At 45.4% G+C, this 20,644-nt stretch carries 19 protein-coding genes; 11 read left to right on the top strand and 8 right to left on the bottom strand.

Going from position 1 to position 20,644, the window contains the following annotated elements; genetic code table 11:
• Positions 1-61: 61 nt before the first annotated feature.
• Positions 62-958 (bottom strand): FKBP-type peptidyl-prolyl cis-trans isomerase, encoded by an 897-nt coding sequence (locus tag AAHN97_RS10485; RefSeq protein WP_343307553.1) that lies wholly within the window; start codon positions 956-958, stop codon positions 62-64.
• Positions 959-977: 19 nt separating this feature from the next.
• A complete protein-coding gene (locus AAHN97_RS10480; RefSeq protein WP_343307552.1) occupies positions 978-1,982 on the bottom strand; it encodes a DHH family phosphoesterase in 1,005 nt (334 codons plus the stop codon).
• 186 nt (positions 1,983-2,168) lie between these two features.
• Between AAHN97_RS10480 and AAHN97_RS10475 the strand changes: the two genes are divergently transcribed.
• The 4 genes from AAHN97_RS10475 to AAHN97_RS10460 all read left to right on the top strand — a co-directional run bounded on the left by AAHN97_RS10475 (position 2,169) and on the right by AAHN97_RS10460 (position 5,914).
• Positions 2,169-2,585, top strand: a complete 417-nt coding sequence (locus AAHN97_RS10475) for a nucleoside-diphosphate kinase (protein WP_074238534.1) — start codon at positions 2,169-2,171, stop codon at positions 2,583-2,585.
• 116 nt (positions 2,586-2,701) lie between these two features.
• Positions 2,702-4,468 (top strand): hypothetical protein, encoded by a 1,767-nt coding sequence (locus AAHN97_RS10470; protein ID WP_343307551.1) that lies wholly within the window; start codon positions 2,702-2,704, stop codon positions 4,466-4,468.
• Positions 4,469-4,606: 138 nt separating this feature from the next.
• Complete coding sequence (locus AAHN97_RS10465; RefSeq protein ID WP_343308272.1) at positions 4,607-4,933, top strand: acetyl-CoA hydrolase/transferase C-terminal domain-containing protein; 327 nt, start codon at positions 4,607-4,609, stop codon at positions 4,931-4,933.
• 84 nt (positions 4,934-5,017) lie between these two features.
• Positions 5,018-5,914 carry an alpha/beta fold hydrolase gene (locus tag AAHN97_RS10460; protein WP_343307549.1) on the top strand — a complete coding sequence of 299 codons (897 nt, stop codon included), beginning with the start codon at positions 5,018-5,020 and terminating at the stop codon, positions 5,912-5,914.
• A 40-nt stretch (positions 5,915-5,954) separates the two neighbouring features.
• On the opposite strand, the gene AAHN97_RS10455 is transcribed toward AAHN97_RS10460, so the two are convergent.
• On the bottom strand, positions 5,955-9,410 hold the full coding sequence (locus AAHN97_RS10455; protein ID WP_343307548.1) for a pyruvate carboxylase: 3,456 nt from the start codon (positions 9,408-9,410) through the stop codon (positions 5,955-5,957).
• A gap of 346 nt (positions 9,411-9,756) precedes the next feature.
• On the opposite strand from AAHN97_RS10455, the gene AAHN97_RS10450 reads away from it, so the two are divergent.
• A complete protein-coding gene (locus tag AAHN97_RS10450; RefSeq protein WP_343307547.1) occupies positions 9,757-10,197 on the top strand; it encodes a DUF4488 domain-containing protein in 441 nt (146 codons plus the stop codon).
• Between the two features lie 56 nt (positions 10,198-10,253).
• Positions 10,254-11,150, top strand: a complete 897-nt coding sequence (gene xerD, locus AAHN97_RS10445) for a site-specific tyrosine recombinase XerD (protein ID WP_343307546.1) — start codon at positions 10,254-10,256, stop codon at positions 11,148-11,150.
• A 103-nt stretch (positions 11,151-11,253) separates the two neighbouring features.
• Here the strand turns inward: xerD and AAHN97_RS10440 are convergent, their stop codons facing one another.
• Entirely contained in the window at positions 11,254-12,144 is an 891-nt protein-coding gene (locus AAHN97_RS10440) for a hypothetical protein (protein WP_343307545.1), read from the bottom strand.
• Between the two features lie 451 nt (positions 12,145-12,595).
• Here AAHN97_RS10440 and AAHN97_RS10435 point away from each other — a divergent pair, with 451 nt between their 5' ends.
• The 5 genes from AAHN97_RS10435 to AAHN97_RS10415 all read left to right on the top strand — a co-directional run bounded on the left by AAHN97_RS10435 (position 12,596) and on the right by AAHN97_RS10415 (position 16,085).
• The gene (locus AAHN97_RS10435) at positions 12,596-12,991 is read left to right on the top strand and encodes a hypothetical protein (protein WP_343307544.1); all 396 of its coding nucleotides are present in this window, start codon (positions 12,596-12,598) and stop codon (positions 12,989-12,991) included.
• 8 nt (positions 12,992-12,999) lie between these two features.
• Positions 13,000-13,674 (top strand): hypothetical protein, encoded by a 675-nt coding sequence (locus AAHN97_RS10430; RefSeq protein ID WP_343307542.1) that lies wholly within the window; start codon positions 13,000-13,002, stop codon positions 13,672-13,674.
• Positions 13,671-14,471, top strand: coding sequence for a sensor histidine kinase (locus AAHN97_RS10425; protein ID WP_343307541.1), 801 nt, complete (start codon positions 13,671-13,673; stop codon positions 14,469-14,471). Before AAHN97_RS10430 ends, AAHN97_RS10425 begins: the two co-directional genes overlap by 4 nt.
• A gap of 13 nt (positions 14,472-14,484) precedes the next feature.
• A complete protein-coding gene (locus tag AAHN97_RS10420; protein WP_343307540.1) occupies positions 14,485-15,144 on the top strand; it encodes a response regulator transcription factor in 660 nt (219 codons plus the stop codon).
• Between the two features lie 104 nt (positions 15,145-15,248).
• Positions 15,249-16,085 (top strand): DUF2911 domain-containing protein, encoded by an 837-nt coding sequence (locus AAHN97_RS10415; RefSeq protein WP_343307539.1) that lies wholly within the window; start codon positions 15,249-15,251, stop codon positions 16,083-16,085.
• Between the two features lie 48 nt (positions 16,086-16,133).
• On the opposite strand, the gene AAHN97_RS10410 is transcribed toward AAHN97_RS10415, so the two are convergent.
• Genes AAHN97_RS10410 through AAHN97_RS10395 form a run of 4 tightly spaced genes read right to left on the bottom strand, consistent with a single transcriptional unit; the run spans position 16,134 to position 20,600 of the window.
• Positions 16,134-17,843 (bottom strand): sodium:solute symporter, encoded by a 1,710-nt coding sequence (locus tag AAHN97_RS10410; RefSeq protein ID WP_343307538.1) that lies wholly within the window; start codon positions 17,841-17,843, stop codon positions 16,134-16,136.
• Entirely contained in the window at positions 17,840-17,962 is a 123-nt protein-coding gene (locus AAHN97_RS10405) for a hypothetical protein (RefSeq protein ID WP_343307537.1), read from the bottom strand. Before AAHN97_RS10405 ends, AAHN97_RS10410 begins: the two co-directional genes overlap by 4 nt.
• Positions 17,963-17,964: 2 nt before the next feature.
• Positions 17,965-18,126 (bottom strand): hypothetical protein, encoded by a 162-nt coding sequence (locus AAHN97_RS10400; RefSeq protein ID WP_343307536.1) that lies wholly within the window; start codon positions 18,124-18,126, stop codon positions 17,965-17,967.
• Positions 18,127-18,128: 2 nt separating this feature from the next.
• Positions 18,129-20,600 carry a PIG-L family deacetylase gene (locus AAHN97_RS10395; protein ID WP_343307535.1) on the bottom strand — a complete coding sequence of 824 codons (2,472 nt, stop codon included), beginning with the start codon at positions 20,598-20,600 and terminating at the stop codon, positions 18,129-18,131.
• Positions 20,601-20,644: the final 44 nt, after the last annotated feature.

The raw sequence follows: 20,644 nt of genomic DNA, 5'->3' as shown, positions 1-20,644 counted from the left end.
CCTAATATAACAAAAAAGGCTGATCTTAAAGACCAGCCTTTTTTGTTATATCTGTAACAGATTACTTTTTAGGTGCAGGTGCAGCAGGAGCTGCTTCAACAGCTGGTGCAGGAGCCGGCGCTTCAGCAGGTTTAACATCAACCAGTTCTACGTTGAAAACGAGAACGCTGTTGCTCTTGATGGTTTGACCCTGGCCTTGTAAACCGTAAGCTAAAGCAGACGGGATTACGATAGTAGCTTTAGAACCTTTTTTCAGTTGAGCGAGTGCATCGTCCCATCCTGGAATAACACGGCCCTGACCAACAGGGAAGGTTAATGGCTCTAATGGCATACCCGGGCGGATAGTGGAATCAGTGTTTGAATCAAACACGGTACCATCCAGCAGTTTACCAGTATAGTTTACAGAAACCACATCTCCGTTCTTAGGTTGTTCGCCGGTACCTTCCTGGGTTACAGCGATATAAACACCTTTAGGGGATTTAGTGGTTTTCAGTTTATTCTTGTCGATATACTCCTTAATAGCTACTTCGTCTTTAGCAGTTTGCTTAGCTGAAGAATAGATGCCTTCCACGATGAAATGAACATTCATTTTGTCGCCTGGTTTTGCGAACGGAGGTCTTTGTTCTGCTGGCATAGAATCGATCGGGAGAACGAAGATCGCGCTGTCTCCTTCAGACAGTTCAGCGAAGCCGTCCATCAGGTCCCACTTAACAGTAGATTTCTGAACGATCATAGGGATAGCGTTAGGAGATTGGTCCCTTGATTTCATCAGGAGAGAATCATTCAGATAAGAAGCGAAATATACCAGGATGGTATCGCCTACTTTCAGTTTGTCTCCTTTACCTTGTTTGGCAACGGTATATTCGATGCCGCTTGGTGTTTTTCTCGGGCCGCTTTTACCACAACTTGCCAGCAGCAAGCCCAGTGAAGCAAAAAGTAACAGGTTGTTCTTTTTCATTTGATTGTATTAAGTGAGTCTATTGCAAAATATCTTCATTCTCATGCATGGCCTTCAGGAAACGTTGAACTGTTCTTTCGAGCGAATCGGTGCTCCTGCCACCGGATGCATGAAAATGGCCTCCTCCTTCAAAATATTTACGTGCGAAGGTATTCACGTCGAAATTACCTTTTGAACGGAAAGAGAGTTTTACTTCTGAATTCCGGTCGATAATCAGAGCCGCTAATTTAATGCCTTGGATGGACAAAAGGAAATTTACCAGGCCTTCTGTGTCCCCGGTTTGCAGATCGAACCTTTTCAGGTCGCTGTAGGGGATGGCCATGATGGCTGTATTGGCTTCATAATAGACTTCCATGCGGTTCAGCAGGCTGTGGCCGATGAAGCGGAGCCTGTTTTCCAGGAAGTTATCGTATATGGCCTGGTGGATGAGTTCGTGTTCGAGGCCTCTTTCCAGCAGATCGGCCACCATTCGGTGAACACGGGCTGAGGTACTGGCGAAACGGAAAGAACCGGTGTCAGTCATGGTGCCGGCGTAGATGCATTGGGCGATGTCATTATCTATATAATGTTCATCCCCAAGGCGATAGATGATCTCGTAGACCAGTTGGGCAGTGGAAGCGGCGGTGGTATCGCTGATACCATAGTCGAAACCCGGCTGTGGTTCCAGGTGGTGGTCTATGAGGATCTTTACGCATTGGAGCTTTTCCAGGTAGGGCTCCATTGTTTTGGTGCGGCTCATGGTATTGAAATCCAGGCAGAAAAGGAGCTCCACTCCTTCCAGGGCCTTGATGGATTTTTCCTGAGCAGACTCAAAATCGAGGACGGTATCGCTACCAGGCATCCATTTGAGGAAATCAGGGAAATTAGTGGGCGATATTACCGTTACATCGTGGCCTTTGCGGCGTAGGTAGTGGCACATCGCTAATGACGAGCCCATCGCGTCTGCATCGGGCTTCTGGTGCATGGTGACCACCACTTTCTTGGGGCTTTCCAGTAACGGTTTAATTTCCTCGATTGGCTTCATTCCAAAAAACGCTAGAATTTTAATTTACAAGCTGTTATAAATAGCCTGTTTTCGTTCAGGCAAATGAAGTGCGAAGTTCTTCATTTGAACCAGTATTTCAAAATTTTTTACTGCTTAACAAAAACTGTTTACTTTTGCGCGCGAAACCCCTTGGCTTTAAATCTGAAAAAACGACTAATTCACAATATGAGTAACAGAACATTTACCATGATCAAGCCCGATGCCGTTGAAAACGGACATATCGGAGGTATCCTTGATAAGATCTGCGCAGCAGGTTTCAGGATCGTAGCAATGAAGCAAACGAAACTTTCTGCTGAGAAAGCGGGTGAGTTTTATGCTGTACACAAAGAGAGACCTTTTTATGGTGAGTTGGTTGAATTCATGAGTAGCGGGCATATTGTTGCTGCTATCCTGGAGAAGAGCAATGCCGTAGAGGATTTCCGTAAACTGATCGGGGCTACAAATCCTGCTCAGGCTGAAGAAGGTACTATCCGTAAGATCTATGCTGAGTCTATCGGTAGGAATGCGGTGCATGGCTCTGATTCTGATGAGAATGCGGAGATTGAAGGGAACTTCTTCTTCAGCGGTTTGGAGAAATTCTAGTTTGACAAATAATGTTGAAGAAGCTCCGGTGGGATTCCATCGGGGCTTTTTTGTTTCTACAGGGTAACATCCGGTCAAAGTCGTTGATATACAACTGTACTAAACCACTTTGAAAGATGAAAGCCAAAATTACTTTAGCCCTCATACTGGTTTCAATGCAGATCAGCTTTGCACAGCAAACCAAAATATTTAATCAAAACGCTTCCCGGAGCAATCACACGCGCATTAGCTTGTCTGCAGGAGGAATTTTCACTCAAAACGATCAATTGCAGAATGGGTTTGATGTACAGGCAGATGCTTTCCTGCCATTTTACCGCAAAGGCCGGGACGGTAGTGTGAAAGGAAGCGGATTTGCACTAGGCATCAATATCAGCGGCAATTATTCCGGGGTTAAAAATAGTTCGCCGGACAATATTGCGGTGGCAAACCGATACCCCGTTTACTCAGCTACCCATACCGTTTCTACTGAAAAAGGCGGCTCAATTTCCAGCAATTTTTCAGGGCTGCTTGGCGTACAGGCTATGTTTGGGTTGGGCAGAGCTTATATTTCGCCAGTGGTAAGTACGGGTTATTCTGGTTTTACACTACAAGGATTTACCCAGACCGGGGCTTACACCGCTAACGGGCAATCACAAAACAAAGACCTTGTAAAAAGGCAAAAACAAAACTCCGGCGGCATGGTCTTTAAGCCAGCATTGAAGATCGGCTACAGCCTTACACCAGCACTGTCATTGTTTGCGAGTTCTGCATACATAATAGGACCGGATATAAAATGGACTACGGAGAATTGGGTACCGCAAGGTGGTTTTAATCCTAATAATTCTTATGAACCCCAGCAAATGCAAAACGGGTCCTGGTCTGCTGCAAACAATAGCAGTAAATACAAAGCAGTAGAAATTAACATCGGGCTTTCTCTCGCAATCGGAAAAAGAACACATAAGCCCAAGGCCATCAAACCTGGTGGTGCGGTTTCTAATTCTTATGCTAAAACTGCAGCACAAACTCCTGAAGAATTAGAGAAAACCAAAACTGATCTTTTAAATAACCTTTTCGTTACCAAAGACGGTATACCACAACTAAAACCGGACCTGTTTAAAGAAGCATTAACGCCAGGCGATCTGAAAGGTCAAAAAGTATCTATTACCAAAGCCGGCAGATCTTATATATACCTCGGAAACCAGGATGATCTGGCCGCGATTATTTCCCTTCCTTCCGGAAATCCTGTAAACAGGCAATCAGGATGTGCAGATTGCACCACTACAACCTGCAATGGTACAACATATGACTGCACCTGTGTGAATGGTTTTTGTATGTGTGTTCTTTGTCCTGAAAGATCAACATTAACACCCTTACCCGAAGAAATAAAAATAATAGATCAAAATGGTAAAAGCATTAGTACAAAAGGGGTGAAAAGTATTAATGCCGCAGCATTAGCACTTCCCGGCAATCCCATTGGTGGTATTATTGTAAAAGGCGGTAAAAATCCCGGTGGCAATGCCATCAATTTAACTACCAATGAAAATGGAGAAGTGATCTTTACTGCAACAGAAGCGGGCGAATACAAATTACAGTTCACTGCTCCGGAACCTTCAGGCAATGAACAAGGCGTTAAGGCATCAACAAAAAGAACAGGTGTGCGAACTTATACCGCCGGCAGAAAAAATGAAACACCAGCCATTAATATAGTGGCGGGAAACCCTATCGGCGGCATCATCGTTAAGGGAGGCAAAAACCCGAGCCCGGGCAGTGGTTGGGGTGCCATCAATGTAATGACAGACGAAAACGGTGAAGTAACTTTTAACATACATGAACCGGGCGAATACAAACTGCAGGCAACCGCACCGGCATCCAACGGCAAAAGCATCAGCGAAAAAGGAATATAACACGATTGCCCGAAAGTATGCCGGTGAAATGTATGCTGTTTTATCTGTAGCACCTATCAGTACTCCGATAAAAGCATCAGCGAAAAAGGAATATAACACGATTGCCCGAAAGTATGCCGGTGAAATGTATGCTGTTTTATCTGTAGCACCTATCAGTACTCCGATATTGGTGGACAGATGGATTTTATGCGGGGCGCTTCTCTTTCTGAAGGAGGTAAACCGATCATCGCATTGCCATCCGTAACGAACAAAGGTATTTCCCGGATCGTTCCACAATTGAAGCCTGGTGCGGGAGTTGTTACTACGCGGGGGCATGTACATTATATTATCACGGAACAGGGAATTGTGAACCTTTACGGCAGGAACCTGGAGCAGCGTGCGCGGTTGCTGATCAGTATTTCACATCCTGATCACAGGGAGATGTTAGAGACAACTTTTCATGAAAGGTTCGGGAAACTGATCTGAGAGGATTTGTAAATACCAGATTGAAGTAGTAGTTTAGGAAACAGCTTGAAGACAACCACATCATTCTTAATTAATTCTGCAACAATGAGAACAGTTTTCCTTTTATACCTGATCACGATTTCATTCTTTTCGACTGCACAAGAAAAGTTAGTTACTGTAAATGGAAATAACTACCATGTTTTTGTAAAAGGATTTGAAAACAGAGGGAAAAATGTGCCAGCTGTAATTTTTGAAAATGGAATGGGGGTTGATCTGGGGAATTGGAAAAAAGTACTGGAGCAGGTGTCGTCATTCGGGCCTGTTTTTGCATACGACAGGGCTGGAATAGGCAAGAGTGATAAAGTTTTTAAAATGCCTACCGTTCAGTTTGTATCTGAAAATCTGCATGAGATCCTAAAGACTTTAAAGATAGCGCCACCCTATATATTAGTCGGGCACTCGCTCGGAGGAGTATATATCAGAAGCTTTGCCGGGTTTTATCCCAATGAGATATCAGGCCTGGTTTTTATTGATCCTGCGGATTTTACAGAAACCAAAAATGACTGGAATGCTATTTTCAGAACAATGGGTGTTCCGGAAAAGAAAATTGACGAAATGTTATACAATCGTCTTTATCAGCAAAAAACAACAGTTGATTCAATGAATTTTGGCCCCTGGAGTGAAAGGCAGATCTTAAATGATCTGAGGAAAACAGATTTCGCCGAGGTATCGAAATTACCTTTACCCAATGTTCCAATTTACTTTTTCGTTGGTGGGAAATTTGAAGTTCCTCCGGCCCAAAGGAGTAAGGATTTCGACCAGGAAGCCTTTTTTCATATAAAGAACAACGCAAACATGGAACGCTGGAAAAAACTGATGTATTCATCAGGCAAAGGCGGGACGCTTATTTATCTCACCAATGCCGGACATTATATACACTGGGACGATCCTGCATCTGTCATCAATAATATCAGGATCATGTATGAAGGTCTGAAAGAATAAAAAAAAGAGGGGTATCATTCAGTTGATACCCCTCTTTTTTTTACGCATCCAGCTCTACCACCAGATCGTCCTGCTGGACCATGGTGCCTTCGCGGAGATGAATTGTTTTTACTTTAGAGTCTCGTGTAGCCGTTACGGTAGTTTCCATCTTCATGGCTTCGATGATGAAGAGTGGCGTGTTGGCGCTGATGCTGTCTCCTGCTTTTACAAGCAGTTTGGATAGCTTGCCCTGTAAAGGTGCGCCTACTTCTATTTCCGGATTACCTACTTTCTTATTTACGGGTACTTCGCTTTTTACGGCTTTGTCCCTGATCTGTACACGGCGGGTGTAACCATTCAGTTCAAATACCACGGTGCGCATGCCGCTTTCGTCTGCAGGCAATACATACACGAGTTTTACGATGATGGTTTTGCCTTTGCCTAAAGTGATGAGGATCTCTTCACCCAGGCGCAATCCGTAGAAGAACGCAGGTGTTGGGATGGCTTCCACGTTGCCGTATACCTGTGCATGTTCATAGTATTCTTCGAATACTTTCGGGAACATGTGGTAGCTGAGGTAATCGAGGAATTCAGCCAGCGGATATTTGAGCTGGAAGGCGGCAAAGTCACTGTCGAAATCAACGGGTGGTAAATGGCCGTTGGGTTTTCCGGTGAGGGGCTTCTGCCCTTTCAGTACGATCTTTTGCAGTTTTTCGGGGAATCCGCCGTAAGGGAAACCGATCTCGCCTTTGAAGAAACCTTGTACGGAGGCAGGGAATGCCAGGTTGCGGGTTTCGTCCAATACTTCTTCAGCTGTAAGGTTGTTGGAGGTCATGAACAGGGCCATGTCCCCTACTACTTTAGAGCTGGGCGTTACTTTCACGATGTCGCCGAAGAGCTGGTTCACCACGGCATAGTTATGCTTGATGGTTTCCAGTTTATCTCCAAGACCCAGTGATTCAGCCTGCTGGCGGAGGTTTGAGTACTGACCACCAGGGATCTCGTTCTCATATACCTGGGCCGTTCCGGCTTTCATATCTGATTCAAAAGGATAATAATACTCACGTACATCTTCCCAGTAATTGCTGTATTCATTCAGGGAATGCAGGTTCATGGGCTGGCTGCGCTCATGCCCTTCCAGGATGGCAGCCATGGAATTGAGATTGGGCTGGGAAGTAAGACCACTCAGAGAAGCAATAGCACAATCTACCACGTTCACACCAGCTTCGATAGCTTTAAGGTAAGAAGCTGCCTGAACGGATGCGGTATCATGTGTATGCAGTACGATAGGGAGTTTTACAGCATCTTTCAATGCACCTACCAGAACTGTTGCGGCCTGGGGTTTCAGCAATCCTGCCATGTCTTTGATACAGAGCATGTGTGCGCCTGCATCTTCCAAACGTTTAGCGAGGGTGATGTAATAATCCAGGGTATACTTCTTATTGTCTTTATTCAACAGATCGCCGGTGTAGCTAATAGCTGCCTGTGCGAGGGAGTTGGTATTGTTGCGCACGAAACCGATACTCGGTGTCATGGCTTCAATATCATTGAGGGAATCGAATATGCGGAAGATATCGATACCGTTCTCTGCTGCTTTTTCGATGAATTTAGCGATGAGGTTTTCCGGGTAAGCGGAATAACCTACTGCGTTGGAGCCACGGAACAGCATTTGCAGCAGTACGTTGGGCATGGCCTGCCTTAAGTTCTGCAGCCTGCGCCATGGGTCTTCATGCAGGAAGCGCATGGCCACATCAAAGGTAGCACCACCCCATACTTCCATGGAAAAGATCTGTGGGTTGTTGCGGGCGTATCCTTCTGCTACGGCTAATATATCTTTGGAACGTACGCGTGTAGCAAGGAGACTTTGGTGTGCATCCCTGTAGGTGGTATCTGTAAAATAAACAGGCTTTTCGTTGCGCAGCCATTGTGCGAACTGTTCGCGGCCCAGTTCTTCCAGTTTGTTGCGGGAGCCTTTTGGAACAGGCGCCAGCGGATCGAAAGACGGAATGGTGGGTACGCGGAAACGTTTATTGTCGTTCTTTCCTTTTACATCAACATGCCCGTTCACGGTAACGTCTGCCAGGTACATGAGGGTTTTGGTGGCCCTGTCTCTTATCGGCGAGAGTTTGAACAGTTCGGGATGTTTGTCGATGAAGCTAACGGTACAGTTTCCTTTGCGGAAAGTATCGTGTGTGATCACGTTTTCCAGGAAGCGGATATTGGTTTTCACCCCGCGGATCCTGAATTCCTTCAATGTACGGTGTAAACGGCCGGCGGCACCGGAAAGGGTACGGCCTGATGCAGTTACTTTCACCAGCATGGAATCAAAGAAGGGAGAGATCTTTACGCCGGAGTAGGCACTGCCTTCATCCAGGCGGATACCAAAGCCACCAGCATTGCGGTAGGCAATTACGGTTCCGTAATCCGGTGTGAAGTTGTTTTCCGGATCTTCTGTTGTAACGCGGCACTGGATGGCGAAACCATTCAGCTTCACGTCTTCCTGGTTTTTCAGGAAGATCTCGGGATCGGATAAATGATGTCCTTTGGCGATAAGGATCTGGGAACGTACGATGTCGATACCGGTTACTTCTTCCGTAACGGTATGTTCCACCTGGATGCGGGGGTTCACTTCAATGAAGTAAACTTTGTTCTGGCGGTCTACCAGGAACTCTACCGTACCTACGTTATTATAATTTACGGCGCGGGCCAGGGCTAACGCGTATCCGTAGATCTCTTCTCTTGTTTCTACGGGCAGGTTGGGTGATGGAGCTATTTCCACTACTTTCTGGAAACGGCGTTGTACAGAGCAATCTCTTTCATAGAGGTGAACGATGTTGCCATGGTTGTCTCCCATGAGCTGCACCTCAATGTGTTTGGGTTCTTCAATGAACTTTTCAATGAAGATGGTGTCGTTACCGAAAGCTTTTCCGGCTTCGCTCCTGGCTTCTGAGAAGGCTTTTTCCAGCTGATCTGCCGCATGTACAACACGCATACCACGGCCACCGCCACCGAATGCTGCTTTTAAGATAATGGGAAAACCGATGCGGGCAGCTTCCGTTTTCACGGTAGCCAGGTCCTTCAGTTCTGCTTCACTGTCTTCGATCAGGGGCACTCCTACTCTTCTGGCAAGGGTTTTAGCGGCAACTTTGTCGCCCAGCTGGTCCATTACAGAAGGATCGGGGCCCACGAAAATGATCCCTTCTTCTTTACATCTGCGTGCAAACTGAACGTTTTCACTGAGGAAACCGTAACCGGGGTGAATGGCATCTACCTCCTGGGTTTTGGCCAGGTGGATGATGGCTTCGATGTCCAGGTAAGGTTTGAGTGGTTCATCGTCTTTTCCGATCTGATAGGCTTCGTCCGCCTTATAGCGGTGTAAAGAGTAGCGGTCCTCATATGTGAAGATGGCTACGGTCCTGATCCGTAATTCCGATGCTGCTCTTAAAATCCGTACCGCGATCTCTCCGCGGTTTGCTACTAACAGCTTTTGTATTTTCTTTAGCGATGAATCCGACATAACTGTGGTTGAAATGAAGCTTCAATATAACATTATTGCTAAAATTCAGCGGGCATAAAAGTAGTAAAAGAATCAGGTTTTTTATTCGTTTATTTCTAAAATTTAGTGGATTTTAATTAATTTTCTTTAATCGATTTCGATTGAGAGAAAGTTTTGTACAAAAAAACAGCCGGTTCTTCATATTATGTTTATTTTCCATTGGCGGAAGGGTTTGATATCGTGAATAGGATACTGGTGGCCGTTTTGGGCGATGGTTATGCGTTTGTTACTGTTTGCTGGTAAAATCTTTAATATGATGCATTAAAATATTATATTGTTTCAAATAAAACCCATTTATCCATTTGTTATGAAAATGAACATCAAATCCTATTTCGCGCTGTTGTTTGTAATTATGGTGACTACTTCATTTACAAAAGATGAAGTATTAAGTAACAGGTTTAAAGGAGTCTGGCAGCTCGTGTCCTTAAATTATGGGAAAGGAGATGGAAAGCCGAAAATGGTTACGTTGAAAATATTTGGAGACTCCTCTTTTCAGTCTTACATCTGTACCCCGGAAGGCTCGGTACAAACCATTGAAGGAAAATTTAAGGTGCTCAGTGATACGCTTTATAAAGAAACGATTATCGAAGCCAGGAATACTGCCATGAATGGCCAAACTTATGATATTAAATACAAAATGAATAGCAGGGCATTTACTATTTCGGGTATAGTTGGTGGAAAGAATGCAGATGGCTCTGTAGTGAAAACGGCGTTCCAGGAAACCTGGGTGAAGATAGAATTCCAGTGAGCCCGAACATCTGGCTCTTCGCCCCAATTCCCAACCCAAATCCGTAATTTCACCCCATGTGGGAATCCAACATTAAGGGCTTTAATACCTATTTAAAGAGCGAGAAGTTTCTTGAAAAGAATACGATTGAGGCTTATATCCGTGATGTAGAGCGGCTTACAGAGTATCTGGCGGCAGTGGATAAACCGGTATCCCCGGAGCAAATTACACTGGATGATCTCCAGGCTTGTGCGCAATGGATTGCTTCCCTGGGCATGACGGCCACTTCGCAGGCCAGGATCATTGCGGGGATCAGGGCTTTTTTCAGATTCCTTCTCAGCCAGGATATGATCAGGGAAGATCCTAGCCAACTGCTGGAAGCGCCCAAAACACGCCGCAAGCTTCCCGATTTTTTAAGTTTCCAGGAGATTGAAGATATGATCAGCCGGATAGACCTCAGCAAACCTGAGGGCCATCGTAACAAGGCTATCCTTGAAATCATGTACAGCTGTGGATTACGGGTCAGTGAGGTGGTATCTCTGAAGATCTCACAGCTTCATTTTGAAGAGGAGTATATCCGGGTAATTGGAAAGGGGGATAAAGAACGGCTGATACCGATCGGGGAATCTGCCATGAAGTACATCACCATATATTATAATGAAACGAGAAAAGCAATGCTGCCTAAAAAAGGCCAGGAGGATATCCTTTTCCTGAACCGGAGGGGCAGTGCACTCAGCCGGGTGATGATCTTCCTTATTATAAAGGACCTGGCTGCCCAGGCAAATATTCATAAAACCATCTCACCACATACCTTCCGCCATTCATTTGCCACACACCTTGTAGAAGGCGGAGCTGATCTGAGGGCGGTACAGGCGATGCTGGGGCATGAAAGCATCACTACTACCGAGATCTACACGCATTTAGACAGGCAGTACCTCCGCGACACGCTCCAGCATTACCATCCAGGTTTTTAATGTCTTAAGCTATAGGGAAGAAAAAAACAGCTACCATTGGAGGCTTGGCTGAGGGTAGGTAGCTGTTTTGTAGATATTGGGGCTTCCAACATTGGGCGAAGACCTACATGACGTAGAGGTCTTTATAATGACTTTTTGTTTTGGTATTACTTATAAAATCATTGAACCAACCGGTAAGCCTTGCTGCTTTCTTCTCTCCTCCCGGAGGTTTGATGAACAGATTCAATTTTGTACAAGGCGGTATATGCTGCCGCTCAGGCTGTAAGGCCATATCTTTACTCTCACTCCAGACCAGCTGGTTCTGATCATATACCTTAAAATAAACATCAGGTCCCTGGTTATAACCTGCTTTATCGTCCTTTATAATATACAGCAATCTGCTGCCACTGATATCCTTTCTTGAAAAGTTCAGTTTATATCTGCCACATTCATTGCTCAGGCACCAGCCCAGCAGTTTATCATTATGTGCGTTATAAGCTTCCACTCTATAGGTACCGAGCCCCTGGTAGGTCTCGTTATGTTTCACCATTCCTGTGATCACCCAGGCTCCAAAATCTTCGCGGATCCTGCTCCACATGTCAGAAGGTACCACGTAGGCGAAGGCTGCGAGGTACTTCTCTTTGGATCTTTTCCAATGCGGCACAAAGGTGCTCAGGTTGTACTGGATCCAGTCCTGTTGGCCGCTGCTCTGTTTGCCGGGTACGCTGTTAAGACAAATATCCATTTCCAGCGGTTCGGTGAACAGGTGAAGGTCTTCCCAGCCAAGGCTGAAATTTCCTCTTTCATCCAGTTTCGATTCGGCCAACAGGCGTTCTGCTTTGGCTTGCACATCCCTTTCAGACAGCTGCCGGAGATCTTTAAAAATGCCGCGCGCCAGGTCCTCACTGTTGTATTCAGCAACCGGTAAGTAGATCCGGATCCGCGCGTTTGCCAAGGGTTCAATACATTCTTCACTGATCAACGCAGAGATGTTTCCAATTAATAGATAACTCATAGCGACGACATTTTGGTTCTTCAATTTTGGGGGTAACTAGTTTTCGTTTACTGGTTTCAGGGTAACCAGCCAACCCTCTGCATACTAACGAAACAAACATTGGTAGAAAGGCCCGAGTGCGTGTAAAATTTTTGGAATTAACACGGTTTCAACAACCCTCCTTTTTGCCCTTTTCACGTTACAAAGTTTGAAAAGAATAGTATTGCAGTCAAGCGTTAAGTCCCTATAAATATGGAATACGTAGAAGTACGCATTTTGAGGGGAGAACCACGCATTCAGGGTAGCCATTGGGTAGCTAACCAGCGGCTGAAAACCGCAGTGGTAAAGATTGTGATTGGTTTTCAATGCTTTTTTCAGGAGGCGTTATTATAAGCAAGGGTGTATTATAAATGAGAATTTGTAATAATTTTAATCCCCGACAACCTATTTTAAACAGTTTAAATTGACACGCATGTCTAAATTTAACAAGGACGCCGGGAAGTTTATTTCCCTTGTAAAAGGCGCCAAGCTAACACAGGCTTACCGGATCGATCAGATCGATCGTAAAAAACACAAAGATCCTCTTCTGGCTGGTTTTTTCGGGCTGGATAAGATCAATGAATTATTGAACAAAGATAAAGCCACCGGTCTTCGTATCTATTATGGATTGGACATTGACGGTGATGGCAAACGTGATAAGAAATTCGTATTAGTGGCAGTAGATACTGACGGTAACGACATTCTGCCTTCTGCCGAAAATCAATTTGCCAAGGACGAACCGGCTGATGATATCCTGACCACTGATATCTATTGTCCGTTCGATTGCCCGAAAGCCAATCCAATCAACTCAGATAAAGGTAACGGATAAAGAACTAAATGCATCTTCATCACTATATTTACTATTTCATGGTGGGGATCAGGCTACTGCTTCTGATCCCCTTCTTTTTAAACTACCGGTTCCTCAATAAAGAGCAAAAGGTAATCTTCATCTATGCCATAACCAATGCATTTATGGGGGTAGTATTAGATACTCTTGCCAGGGTATTCCATAATAATATGCCTTTCCTTACCGGTATGATGCTCATACAGTTCTTCATACTTACATTCTTTTACCGCCATGTTCTGAAGAATCCCAATGCCCGGAAGATCTTAAATATAATGCTGGTGATCAGCACTATCCTCTGCATCGTTGATATTTCTTTCCTGGAAGGACCACTTTTTTTCAATTCCATCTTTGTTTCTTTCCGTACCTTCCTGTTGATTATTTACGGGGTGATATTCTTCCTTCAATTGATGAAAGATGAAAGTCTGATAGAGCAATCTATTTATATCAACGAGTTACCAGCATTCTGGTTCAATGCCGGATTATTTGTAGCGCTTTGCTGCGCGTTTCCGCTGGACCTTTGTTTCAACTATCTGCAAAAGACTCCTCCAACTGACTACACGATTAATTTATTCAGGATCACGGCAGCTTTAACATGGAGCGGAGGTGTTATTCAGTCAATTCTTTTCTATATTGGGCTCGTAAAACTCAAAGCCGCCAGAAAATGAATACACTGCAATTAATATTAATAGGCACCATCGTCATGCTGAGCCTTGGTATTTTTGTTGTGGTAATGGTTGTATTACAGCAAAAGCAGGTAGTTCAGTATAAACTGAAGCTGAAGGATAAAGACCTTCAAATCCAGAAAGAACGGCTTGTGGCTGTATTACAGGGGCAGGAAATTGAGCGTAAACGGATAGCGGAAGACCTTCATGATGAAGTGGGGGCGCAGTTATCAGTGCTGAAACTCAACCTGAACCATCTTCAGCAGCTGGCGAGCAACGGAGAAGCAGAACGAATAAAGGAAACCAAGGAATTTACAGATACTATCATACAACAATTACGTTTCATCTCCCAAAGCCTCCACCCCACTACCCTCGAAAATTTTGGCCTCAGCCATGCCCTGGATTCTTTCTCCAGCCTGATGAACAAGAATAAACAGATCCTGATCGCTTTCAGTACGGATGGTACAACTTACCCGGTAGACCGGGAAAAAGCCCTGAATGTGTACAGGGTTGTGCAGGAACTGATCAATAATATCCTCAAACATGCAGAGGCGCATCATGTAAAGATCATCTACGAAAGCTCCCCCAGCCTGCTAACCGTTCGCGTTGAAGATGACGGAAATGGCAAATTAGTAGCGGATCTGGCGGAATTCAGTAAAAAAACAGGACATTTAGGTCTTAAAAATATTGAAAGCCGCTTGAATATTATCGGCGGAAATATCAATTTTGCGAATAATTCACCAAAAGGCACTATTGCCGAGATCAGGGTGGATAATTATCAGCCTGTTTTAGTCAGTTAAACTTATTCTCTATATGCAACCGCCAATCAAAGTCGCTATTGCGGACGACCATAAAATATTTCGTAGTGGTGTGATCAATACGCTCACGCCCTATGAGAATATCAGCGTGGTATTTGAAGCGGAAGACGGAGAACATCTGCTGGAGATCATGCAGCAGCAACAGCCTGATGTGATACTTATGGACCTGAAGATGCCTAAAATGGATGGCATCCAGGCCACGATCAAGGTAAGGGAAAAGTATCCCCAGGTGAAAGTGATCATCCTCACCATGTATGAGGACGATAATTTTATCGTACACCTGGTAGAGAATGGCGCCAATGCCTACCTGCTCAAGAACAGTGAACCGGAAGAGATCTACGAAGCTATCTGCACTACTTTCGATAAAGGATTTTACTTCAATGAGAACGTAAACCTGGCCCTGCTTAAAAAAGTACTCCACAAGAACAAACAGCAATTCAAACCTACTTTCAAGAACGAGGTACAGCTCAGCGACCGGGAGCTGGAAGTACTGAAACTCATTTGCAATGAGTTCACCACGCAGGAGATCTCCGAAAAGATCTTTCTGAGCCCGCGTACGGTGGAAGGCCTTCGCCAGAAGCTGCTGGAAAAATTGAATGTAAAGAATACAGTGGGCCTGGTACTGTATGCATTCAGGAATGGATTGATAGAATAGTTCATTTAAAGTACCAAAATCTTCAGTTCAGCTTTGTTTCACAACAGCTGTGTTGTTTTCTTTCCTATTTTCGCGCAGAATTCTTACCACCAAATAATACAACTATGAAACAATTTCTATCTGCTGTAGCGGTATGCCTGGTAACGGCATCTGCTTCTATGGCGCAGGGTATAAAAATGCCGGCGCCCAGTCCTACGCAAACCATCAAACAGCAATTTGCACTGTCTGCTGTGGAAGTTACTTATTCCCGTCCACTGGCTAAAGGCCGTACTGTAATGGGTGACCTGGTGCCTTACGACAAATTATGGCGTACCGGTGCCAACAACGCAACCAAGATCACTTTTGGCGAAGATGTTAAACTGAACGGCCAGGCTGTACCTGCAGGTGAGTATGCATTATACACTGTTCCTTCCAGGAGCGGCTGGGAAATTGTGCTCAACAAAGGCGTGAAGAACTGGGGCATTGATGGTTATAAAAAAGAAGACGATGTAGTGCGTTTCCAAACGGAATCAAGTGAATTGCCTTTTGCTGTTGAATCATTCATGATCACTTTCGAGAATGTTCGCCCTACCACTATGACGATGATGCTGCTCTGGGAAAAAACCATGGTGCCCATCGAGATCACGGCTGACATTGATGGCAAAGTAATGGCACAGATCGATCAGGCCATGAAGAATGCTGAGAAGAAACCTTATTTCAGTGCAGCAATGTACTACTATGAATCCGGTAAAGACCTGAAACAGGCATTAGCCTGGGCGGATCAGGCTACTAAGGAAGATGCTAAAGCTTTCTGGGTATTTCACCTGAAGGCTAAGATCCAGGCAAGACTGGGTGATAAAGCGGGTGCAAAAGCTACTGCACAGCAGTCAATTGAACTGGCAAAAGCAGCTAAAAATGATGATTATGTTGCGTTGAATGAGAAGCTGATCGCTAATCTGTAATTTTTTCTTTTGTATAGAGGGGAGGCTGGTCTGTGATCAGCCTCTTTTTTATGAGGGTGTGTCTGAAGCTTGCAATTTCTCAGGCGTCAGCACTTGCCATAACCAGGCAAAGAGCATCACAAATGCGCATCCTATCAGGTTCAGCCAGAGGAACGATACAATATCCAGCATAAAAACCATTACCACACCTATCTCTGCTATCAATGCTCCCCAGAAAACCGATGTACCCCTGATCTTTTTCATACCAAAGGCAACAACAAAAATACCCAATATGGTGCCGTAAAACAGGGAACCGAGAATATTCACGGCCTCAATGAGGCTGCCCAGGTTAGTGGCAAACATGGCCACAGCCACACTAAAGATGCCCCAGCCGAGTGTAATGAATTTGGACATACGCAGGTTCTCTGCATCAGAACAGTTTGGATTGATCAGGCGCTGATAGATGTCCACCATGGAAGTGGATGCGAGTGAATTCAGCGCCCCTGCGATACTGCCCCAGGAAGCCAGGAAGATAATGGCGATCAGTAATCCCACCAGCCCTTTCGGAAGATTGTTCACAACAAAATGCAGGAAGATATAATTGGTATCATTGTCTTCCGCACCAGGTAAAGCGGCATGGATGATCTTCCGTGCTGAATCCCTGGTTTGCATGGACAGGGTATCTGCGTCTTTCAATAACATCTGCACTTCTTTTATCTGCTGCTCATTATCTGTTTCCAGGGCTGCCGCCATGGCTTTTACATGTATTTGCTTTACGGTGAACAGGGAATCGTACCGGGCTTCCTGCTCAGCCATCAATGGGGCATATTTTGTATTGTGCACTCTGTCCAGCTCGCCTTTATTAAAAGTGATAGGCGCTCTGAAGTACAGGTAGAAAACAAATACCAGAGCGCCGATGAGCATAATGAGGAATTGCATGGGCACTTTTACCAAACCATTCATCAGCAAGCCCACCCTGCTTTCAGATAAGGTTTTAGCGCTGAGGTAACGGCCAACCTGGCTCTGGTCTGTTCCAAAATAGGAAAGCGCCAGGAAGAAACCGCCAATTACGCCGCTCCAGATATTATAGCGGTCTTTCAGGGAAAAGTCTGTTACAATTACATTCAGCTTTCCCATTTTACCTGATACATGCAGAGCTTCTGAAAAGCCAATGTTCTCCGGCAACAGTTTTACCACCATCCAGCCTGCCAGGAACATGCCGGTGAAGATAATGGCCAGTTGCAGGGATTGCGTGTAGGAAACAGCTTTGGTGCCTCCGGACATGGTATAAATGATCACCAGCCCGCCCATTACAATATTGGTATAATAGATATTCCAGCCAAGTAAAGAAGATAAAATAATAGAAGGTGCATAAATACTGATGCCAGTGGAAAGCCCGCGTTGCACGAGGAAGAGGAAAGAAGTGAGTGTGCGTGTTTTCAGGTCGAAACGCTGCTCCAGGAATTCATACGCCGTGATCACCCTCAGCCTGCTGAAGATGGGTACGAATACAATACAGATCACGATCATGGCCAATGGCAGGCCAAAGTAATATTGCACGAAGCGCATCCCGTCTGCATAAGCCTGCCCGGGTGCGGAAAGGAAAGTGATGGCACTGGCCTGTGTACCAACAATGGACAACAGCACAATGTACCAGGGCATGGTGCGGTTCCCCAGGAAATAACTGTCCAGGTCCTTTTGCCCGCGGCTTTTCCAAACCCCGTATAAAATGATGGCAGATAACGTGAAAATAAGTACGATCCAGTCCTGAAAACTCATGAATATGTTTTGGTGAACACGTAGAATAAAATGATCAGTGAAACAAGCCAGACTGCCACCAGCAAATACCAGGTGGACCAGCGCGGAAATAAAGGCGGTTTCTCGTTTGGTTCAGTCATGATTAATTCCTTTTAGATAAAAAAGCACCGCTAAGCAATCCTAATGCCAGGCCGATCAGTAATCCGATGTGTACACGTTTCATCAGAAAACCTAACAGCAGTCCTAAGCCAATGCAAAAAAGGGCGGACAGTCTGAAGCGGGTGAAGTCTTGTTTGCTACTCATAACTATTTCGATATCATGTTCACAAATAAACGGTATGCACCGGGAACGCCGGCAGGCAATTGACGGAAGAAGGCTAAACCGGTATATACGTATTTGCCTTTACCGTAGTTGGCTATAATAGTTGATCCATCCAATGAGCGTTCGCCGGGATCATTCATTTCAAATGGTTTCAGGTATTCACCGTTCACATTAGCAGGGAAATACAATCCGCGCTCCTGTACCCATCCATCGAAATCACGTGGTGCGATCTCGTTGGGATAGGTGAATACTTTATCCTGCGGCAGCAGGAACTTTACAGGTGCTGCCTCGTTGGTTGTTCTGTCGCGCGATAAACTGAAAGGGAAAGGCCCCAGCTGGTCTGTGGCGAGGTTGCCGCTTACGTTGTATTGGATCAGTAAGGTGCCGCCATTCTTTACGTAATCCAGCAAACGGGGTTGCCAGTAACGGAGGCGGTCCTGTGTATTGTAAGCACGTACGCCGGTGATAATGGCATCGAACTGGGCAAGGTTTCCCTGCATGATCTCTTTCTCTCCGAGCAGGCTTACTTCATAACCTACCTGGCGTAATGATTCTGCTACCTTGTCCCCTGCTCCCGGAATATAACCGAGTTTGCGGCCATTGTATTTCAGGTTTACAGTTACAAGCCTGGCGCTGGCTGCAGGGAAGATGGTAATGGAAGGAATATGATCGTATTCGATGGTGCTCATGCTGTACGTGTACTCCTTGCCGTTAGTGGACACTGCTACCGTCATGGTATCTACTATGTTCTGGCCGTTCACTTTTACAGGTGATACGTGGAATACTACTTCTGTTTCATCTCCTTTCCCGGAAAGGTTATAGGGGATAGAAGTTTTATCTGCTTTGAACCCTGCGGGCAATTGTAAACTTACATTGCCGCTTACATTACTTTTCATGGAATGGATCTTCACGGGAACAGCCTGAGGTTCAGCTTTGGTGAACACAAACACCTGGTTGCTGAGTGATGCGATCACAGGTGGTGCAATTACCAGCGGGCGGTAGATCTCTCCTTTTACAGGATCTGTATATTTATAGATGAAAGGTCTTTCTACAGCAATCACTTCTCCTTCTATCTTTAAGTAGAAGGTAGCGCAAAGGGAAGGGATGTTTTCAGGATACCCTACCATCATCGGGTCTTTGATCATGTAAGTGCCGATCGGGTGAGATTCCTGTAACCAGTAAGGTTGTGAGATATTTGTTGCTGCGGGTACCGTTAATGTTTTCTGAAAGGTGGTGAACTTGTTGAATGCCAGTGGTTGCTGCAACACCGTATCCTTTCCGTTGATGCTGATCTTTTCCAGTGTTACTGCTGCATTGCTGCGGTTGATCAGTTGCAGATTGCTGCCCATTGTTTCACCGGGCACTACTTCTGCAGAGGTGCTGAAAGCTTCTGCCCAGAAACCGGCGCAGGCCAGGATCAGTTTATCTGTTTCTTTCAATTTTAATGTCTTCCAGTATCCGTCCGGTAATGCCTGGATCTTTTTGCGGATCTGTATCAGTTGCGGGATGGAGGCAGATGGATCTTCCGGGTTATAGCTTTTGGTGGTGTTTGCTACCAGTTCCCGGATGCCGGTTTCATTTAACCGCAGCCAGTCTGTTTTAACACCTTCCATCAGGCTGGTCTTGGGTTTGTCTCCTTTGATGGTTTCAAAATATTCAATGGACGTACCTCTTGAAGAAGGTACACCAAAACCCTGGCTTTTATGCTGGGAGCGGCTTTCAGCAGCTATTTCACCAAAACCTTTTCCAAGTAAGGGGTTGTAGGCACCGAGGTCCATTTTGAACTGATCTTCTGAGGTGGTGTTATTACCGCCGAAGTTGAAGGTATTCCAGAAGAGGCGTTTAGCCTGCCATACTTTTACTTTCGTTAATTGCTCAGGGTATTGTTTTGGATCAGCGGCGGCTTCAAATGCTTCTGCTGCCAGTACTGCAGATGCAGTGTGATGACCATGGCCGGCACGGCTATCTGCAGGGAAACGGCAAATGATCACATCCGGCTGGAAGTTGCGGATCACCCAAACTACATCTCCCAGGATCTTTTTACGGTCCCAGATGGTGAAGGTTTCCTGCTGGTTTTTGGAGAAACCGAAGTCGTTGGCACGGGTGAAGAATTGTTCTGCACCATCTATGCGGCGGGCTGCGAGTAATTCCTGCGTGCGGATCAGGCCTAATTGTTCAGCCTGTTCGTTGCCGATCAGGTTCTGGCCGCCATCTCCTCTTGTGAGGGAAAGGTAGCCTGTGCGGTAGAGGCTTTCTTTGGACAGGAAGCCCAGGAGTTTGGTGTTCTCATCATCCGGGTGTGCGGCAATATATAATACGCTTCCGAGCGTAGAGAGTTTCCTGAGCTGTAGCTTTATCTCGGCGGCATTCCATGCCGGAGCGGTCTGTGCAAATGTGCGGATAGAACCTGACAGCAGTATGCATGTCAGCCAAATAAAGTTGCGGATATTTAACATGAAATAGTTACCTGATTTTGTCAAGTTGTCAAAAATAATCATAA

This window comes from Chitinophaga niabensis (assembly GCF_039545795.1).
GTDB lineage: Bacteria > Bacteroidota > Bacteroidia > Chitinophagales > Chitinophagaceae > Chitinophaga > Chitinophaga niabensis_B.
The sequence above is the reverse complement of the archived record's forward strand: the minus strand, read 5'-3'. Positions and strand labels throughout refer to the sequence as shown.

What these genes read in the sequence shown, in the direction of transcription:
- AAHN97_RS10480 (WP_343307552.1), bottom strand. Translation starts at nt 1,982, where the DNA reads ATGAAGCCAATCGAGGAAATTAAACCGTTACTGGAAAGCCCCAAGAAA.
- AAHN97_RS10440 (WP_343307545.1), bottom strand. Translation starts at nt 12,144, where the DNA reads ATGAGTTATCTATTAATTGGAAACATCTCTGCGTTGATCAGTGAAGAA.
- AAHN97_RS10395 (WP_343307535.1), bottom strand. Translation starts at nt 20,600, where the DNA reads ATGTTAAATATCCGCAACTTTATTTGGCTGACATGCATACTGCTGTCA.
- xerD (WP_343307546.1), top strand. Translation starts at nt 10,254, where the DNA reads ATGTGGGAATCCAACATTAAGGGCTTTAATACCTATTTAAAGAGCGAG.
- AAHN97_RS10435 (WP_343307544.1), top strand. Translation starts at nt 12,596, where the DNA reads ATGTCTAAATTTAACAAGGACGCCGGGAAGTTTATTTCCCTTGTAAAA.
- AAHN97_RS10420 (WP_343307540.1), top strand. Translation starts at nt 14,485, where the DNA reads ATGCAACCGCCAATCAAAGTCGCTATTGCGGACGACCATAAAATATTT.
- AAHN97_RS10470 (WP_343307551.1), top strand. Translation starts at nt 2,702, where the DNA reads ATGAAAGCCAAAATTACTTTAGCCCTCATACTGGTTTCAATGCAGATC.
- AAHN97_RS10455 (WP_343307548.1), bottom strand. Translation starts at nt 9,410, where the DNA reads ATGTCGGATTCATCGCTAAAGAAAATACAAAAGCTGTTAGTAGCAAAC.
- AAHN97_RS10400 (WP_343307536.1), bottom strand. Translation starts at nt 18,126, where the DNA reads ATGAGTAGCAAACAAGACTTCACCCGCTTCAGACTGTCCGCCCTTTTT.
- AAHN97_RS10425 (WP_343307541.1), top strand. Translation starts at nt 13,671, where the DNA reads ATGAATACACTGCAATTAATATTAATAGGCACCATCGTCATGCTGAGC.
- AAHN97_RS10485 (WP_343307553.1), bottom strand. Translation starts at nt 958, where the DNA reads ATGAAAAAGAACAACCTGTTACTTTTTGCTTCACTGGGCTTGCTGCTG.
- AAHN97_RS10450 (WP_343307547.1), top strand. Translation starts at nt 9,757, where the DNA reads ATGAAAATGAACATCAAATCCTATTTCGCGCTGTTGTTTGTAATTATG.
- AAHN97_RS10430 (WP_343307542.1), top strand. Translation starts at nt 13,000, where the DNA reads ATGCATCTTCATCACTATATTTACTATTTCATGGTGGGGATCAGGCTA.
- AAHN97_RS10415 (WP_343307539.1), top strand. Translation starts at nt 15,249, where the DNA reads ATGAAACAATTTCTATCTGCTGTAGCGGTATGCCTGGTAACGGCATCT.
- AAHN97_RS10475 (WP_074238534.1), top strand. Translation starts at nt 2,169, where the DNA reads ATGAGTAACAGAACATTTACCATGATCAAGCCCGATGCCGTTGAAAAC.
- AAHN97_RS10460 (WP_343307549.1), top strand. Translation starts at nt 5,018, where the DNA reads ATGAGAACAGTTTTCCTTTTATACCTGATCACGATTTCATTCTTTTCG.
- AAHN97_RS10410 (WP_343307538.1), bottom strand. Translation starts at nt 17,843, where the DNA reads ATGAGTTTTCAGGACTGGATCGTACTTATTTTCACGTTATCTGCCATC.
- AAHN97_RS10405 (WP_343307537.1), bottom strand. Translation starts at nt 17,962, where the DNA reads ATGACTGAACCAAACGAGAAACCGCCTTTATTTCCGCGCTGGTCCACC.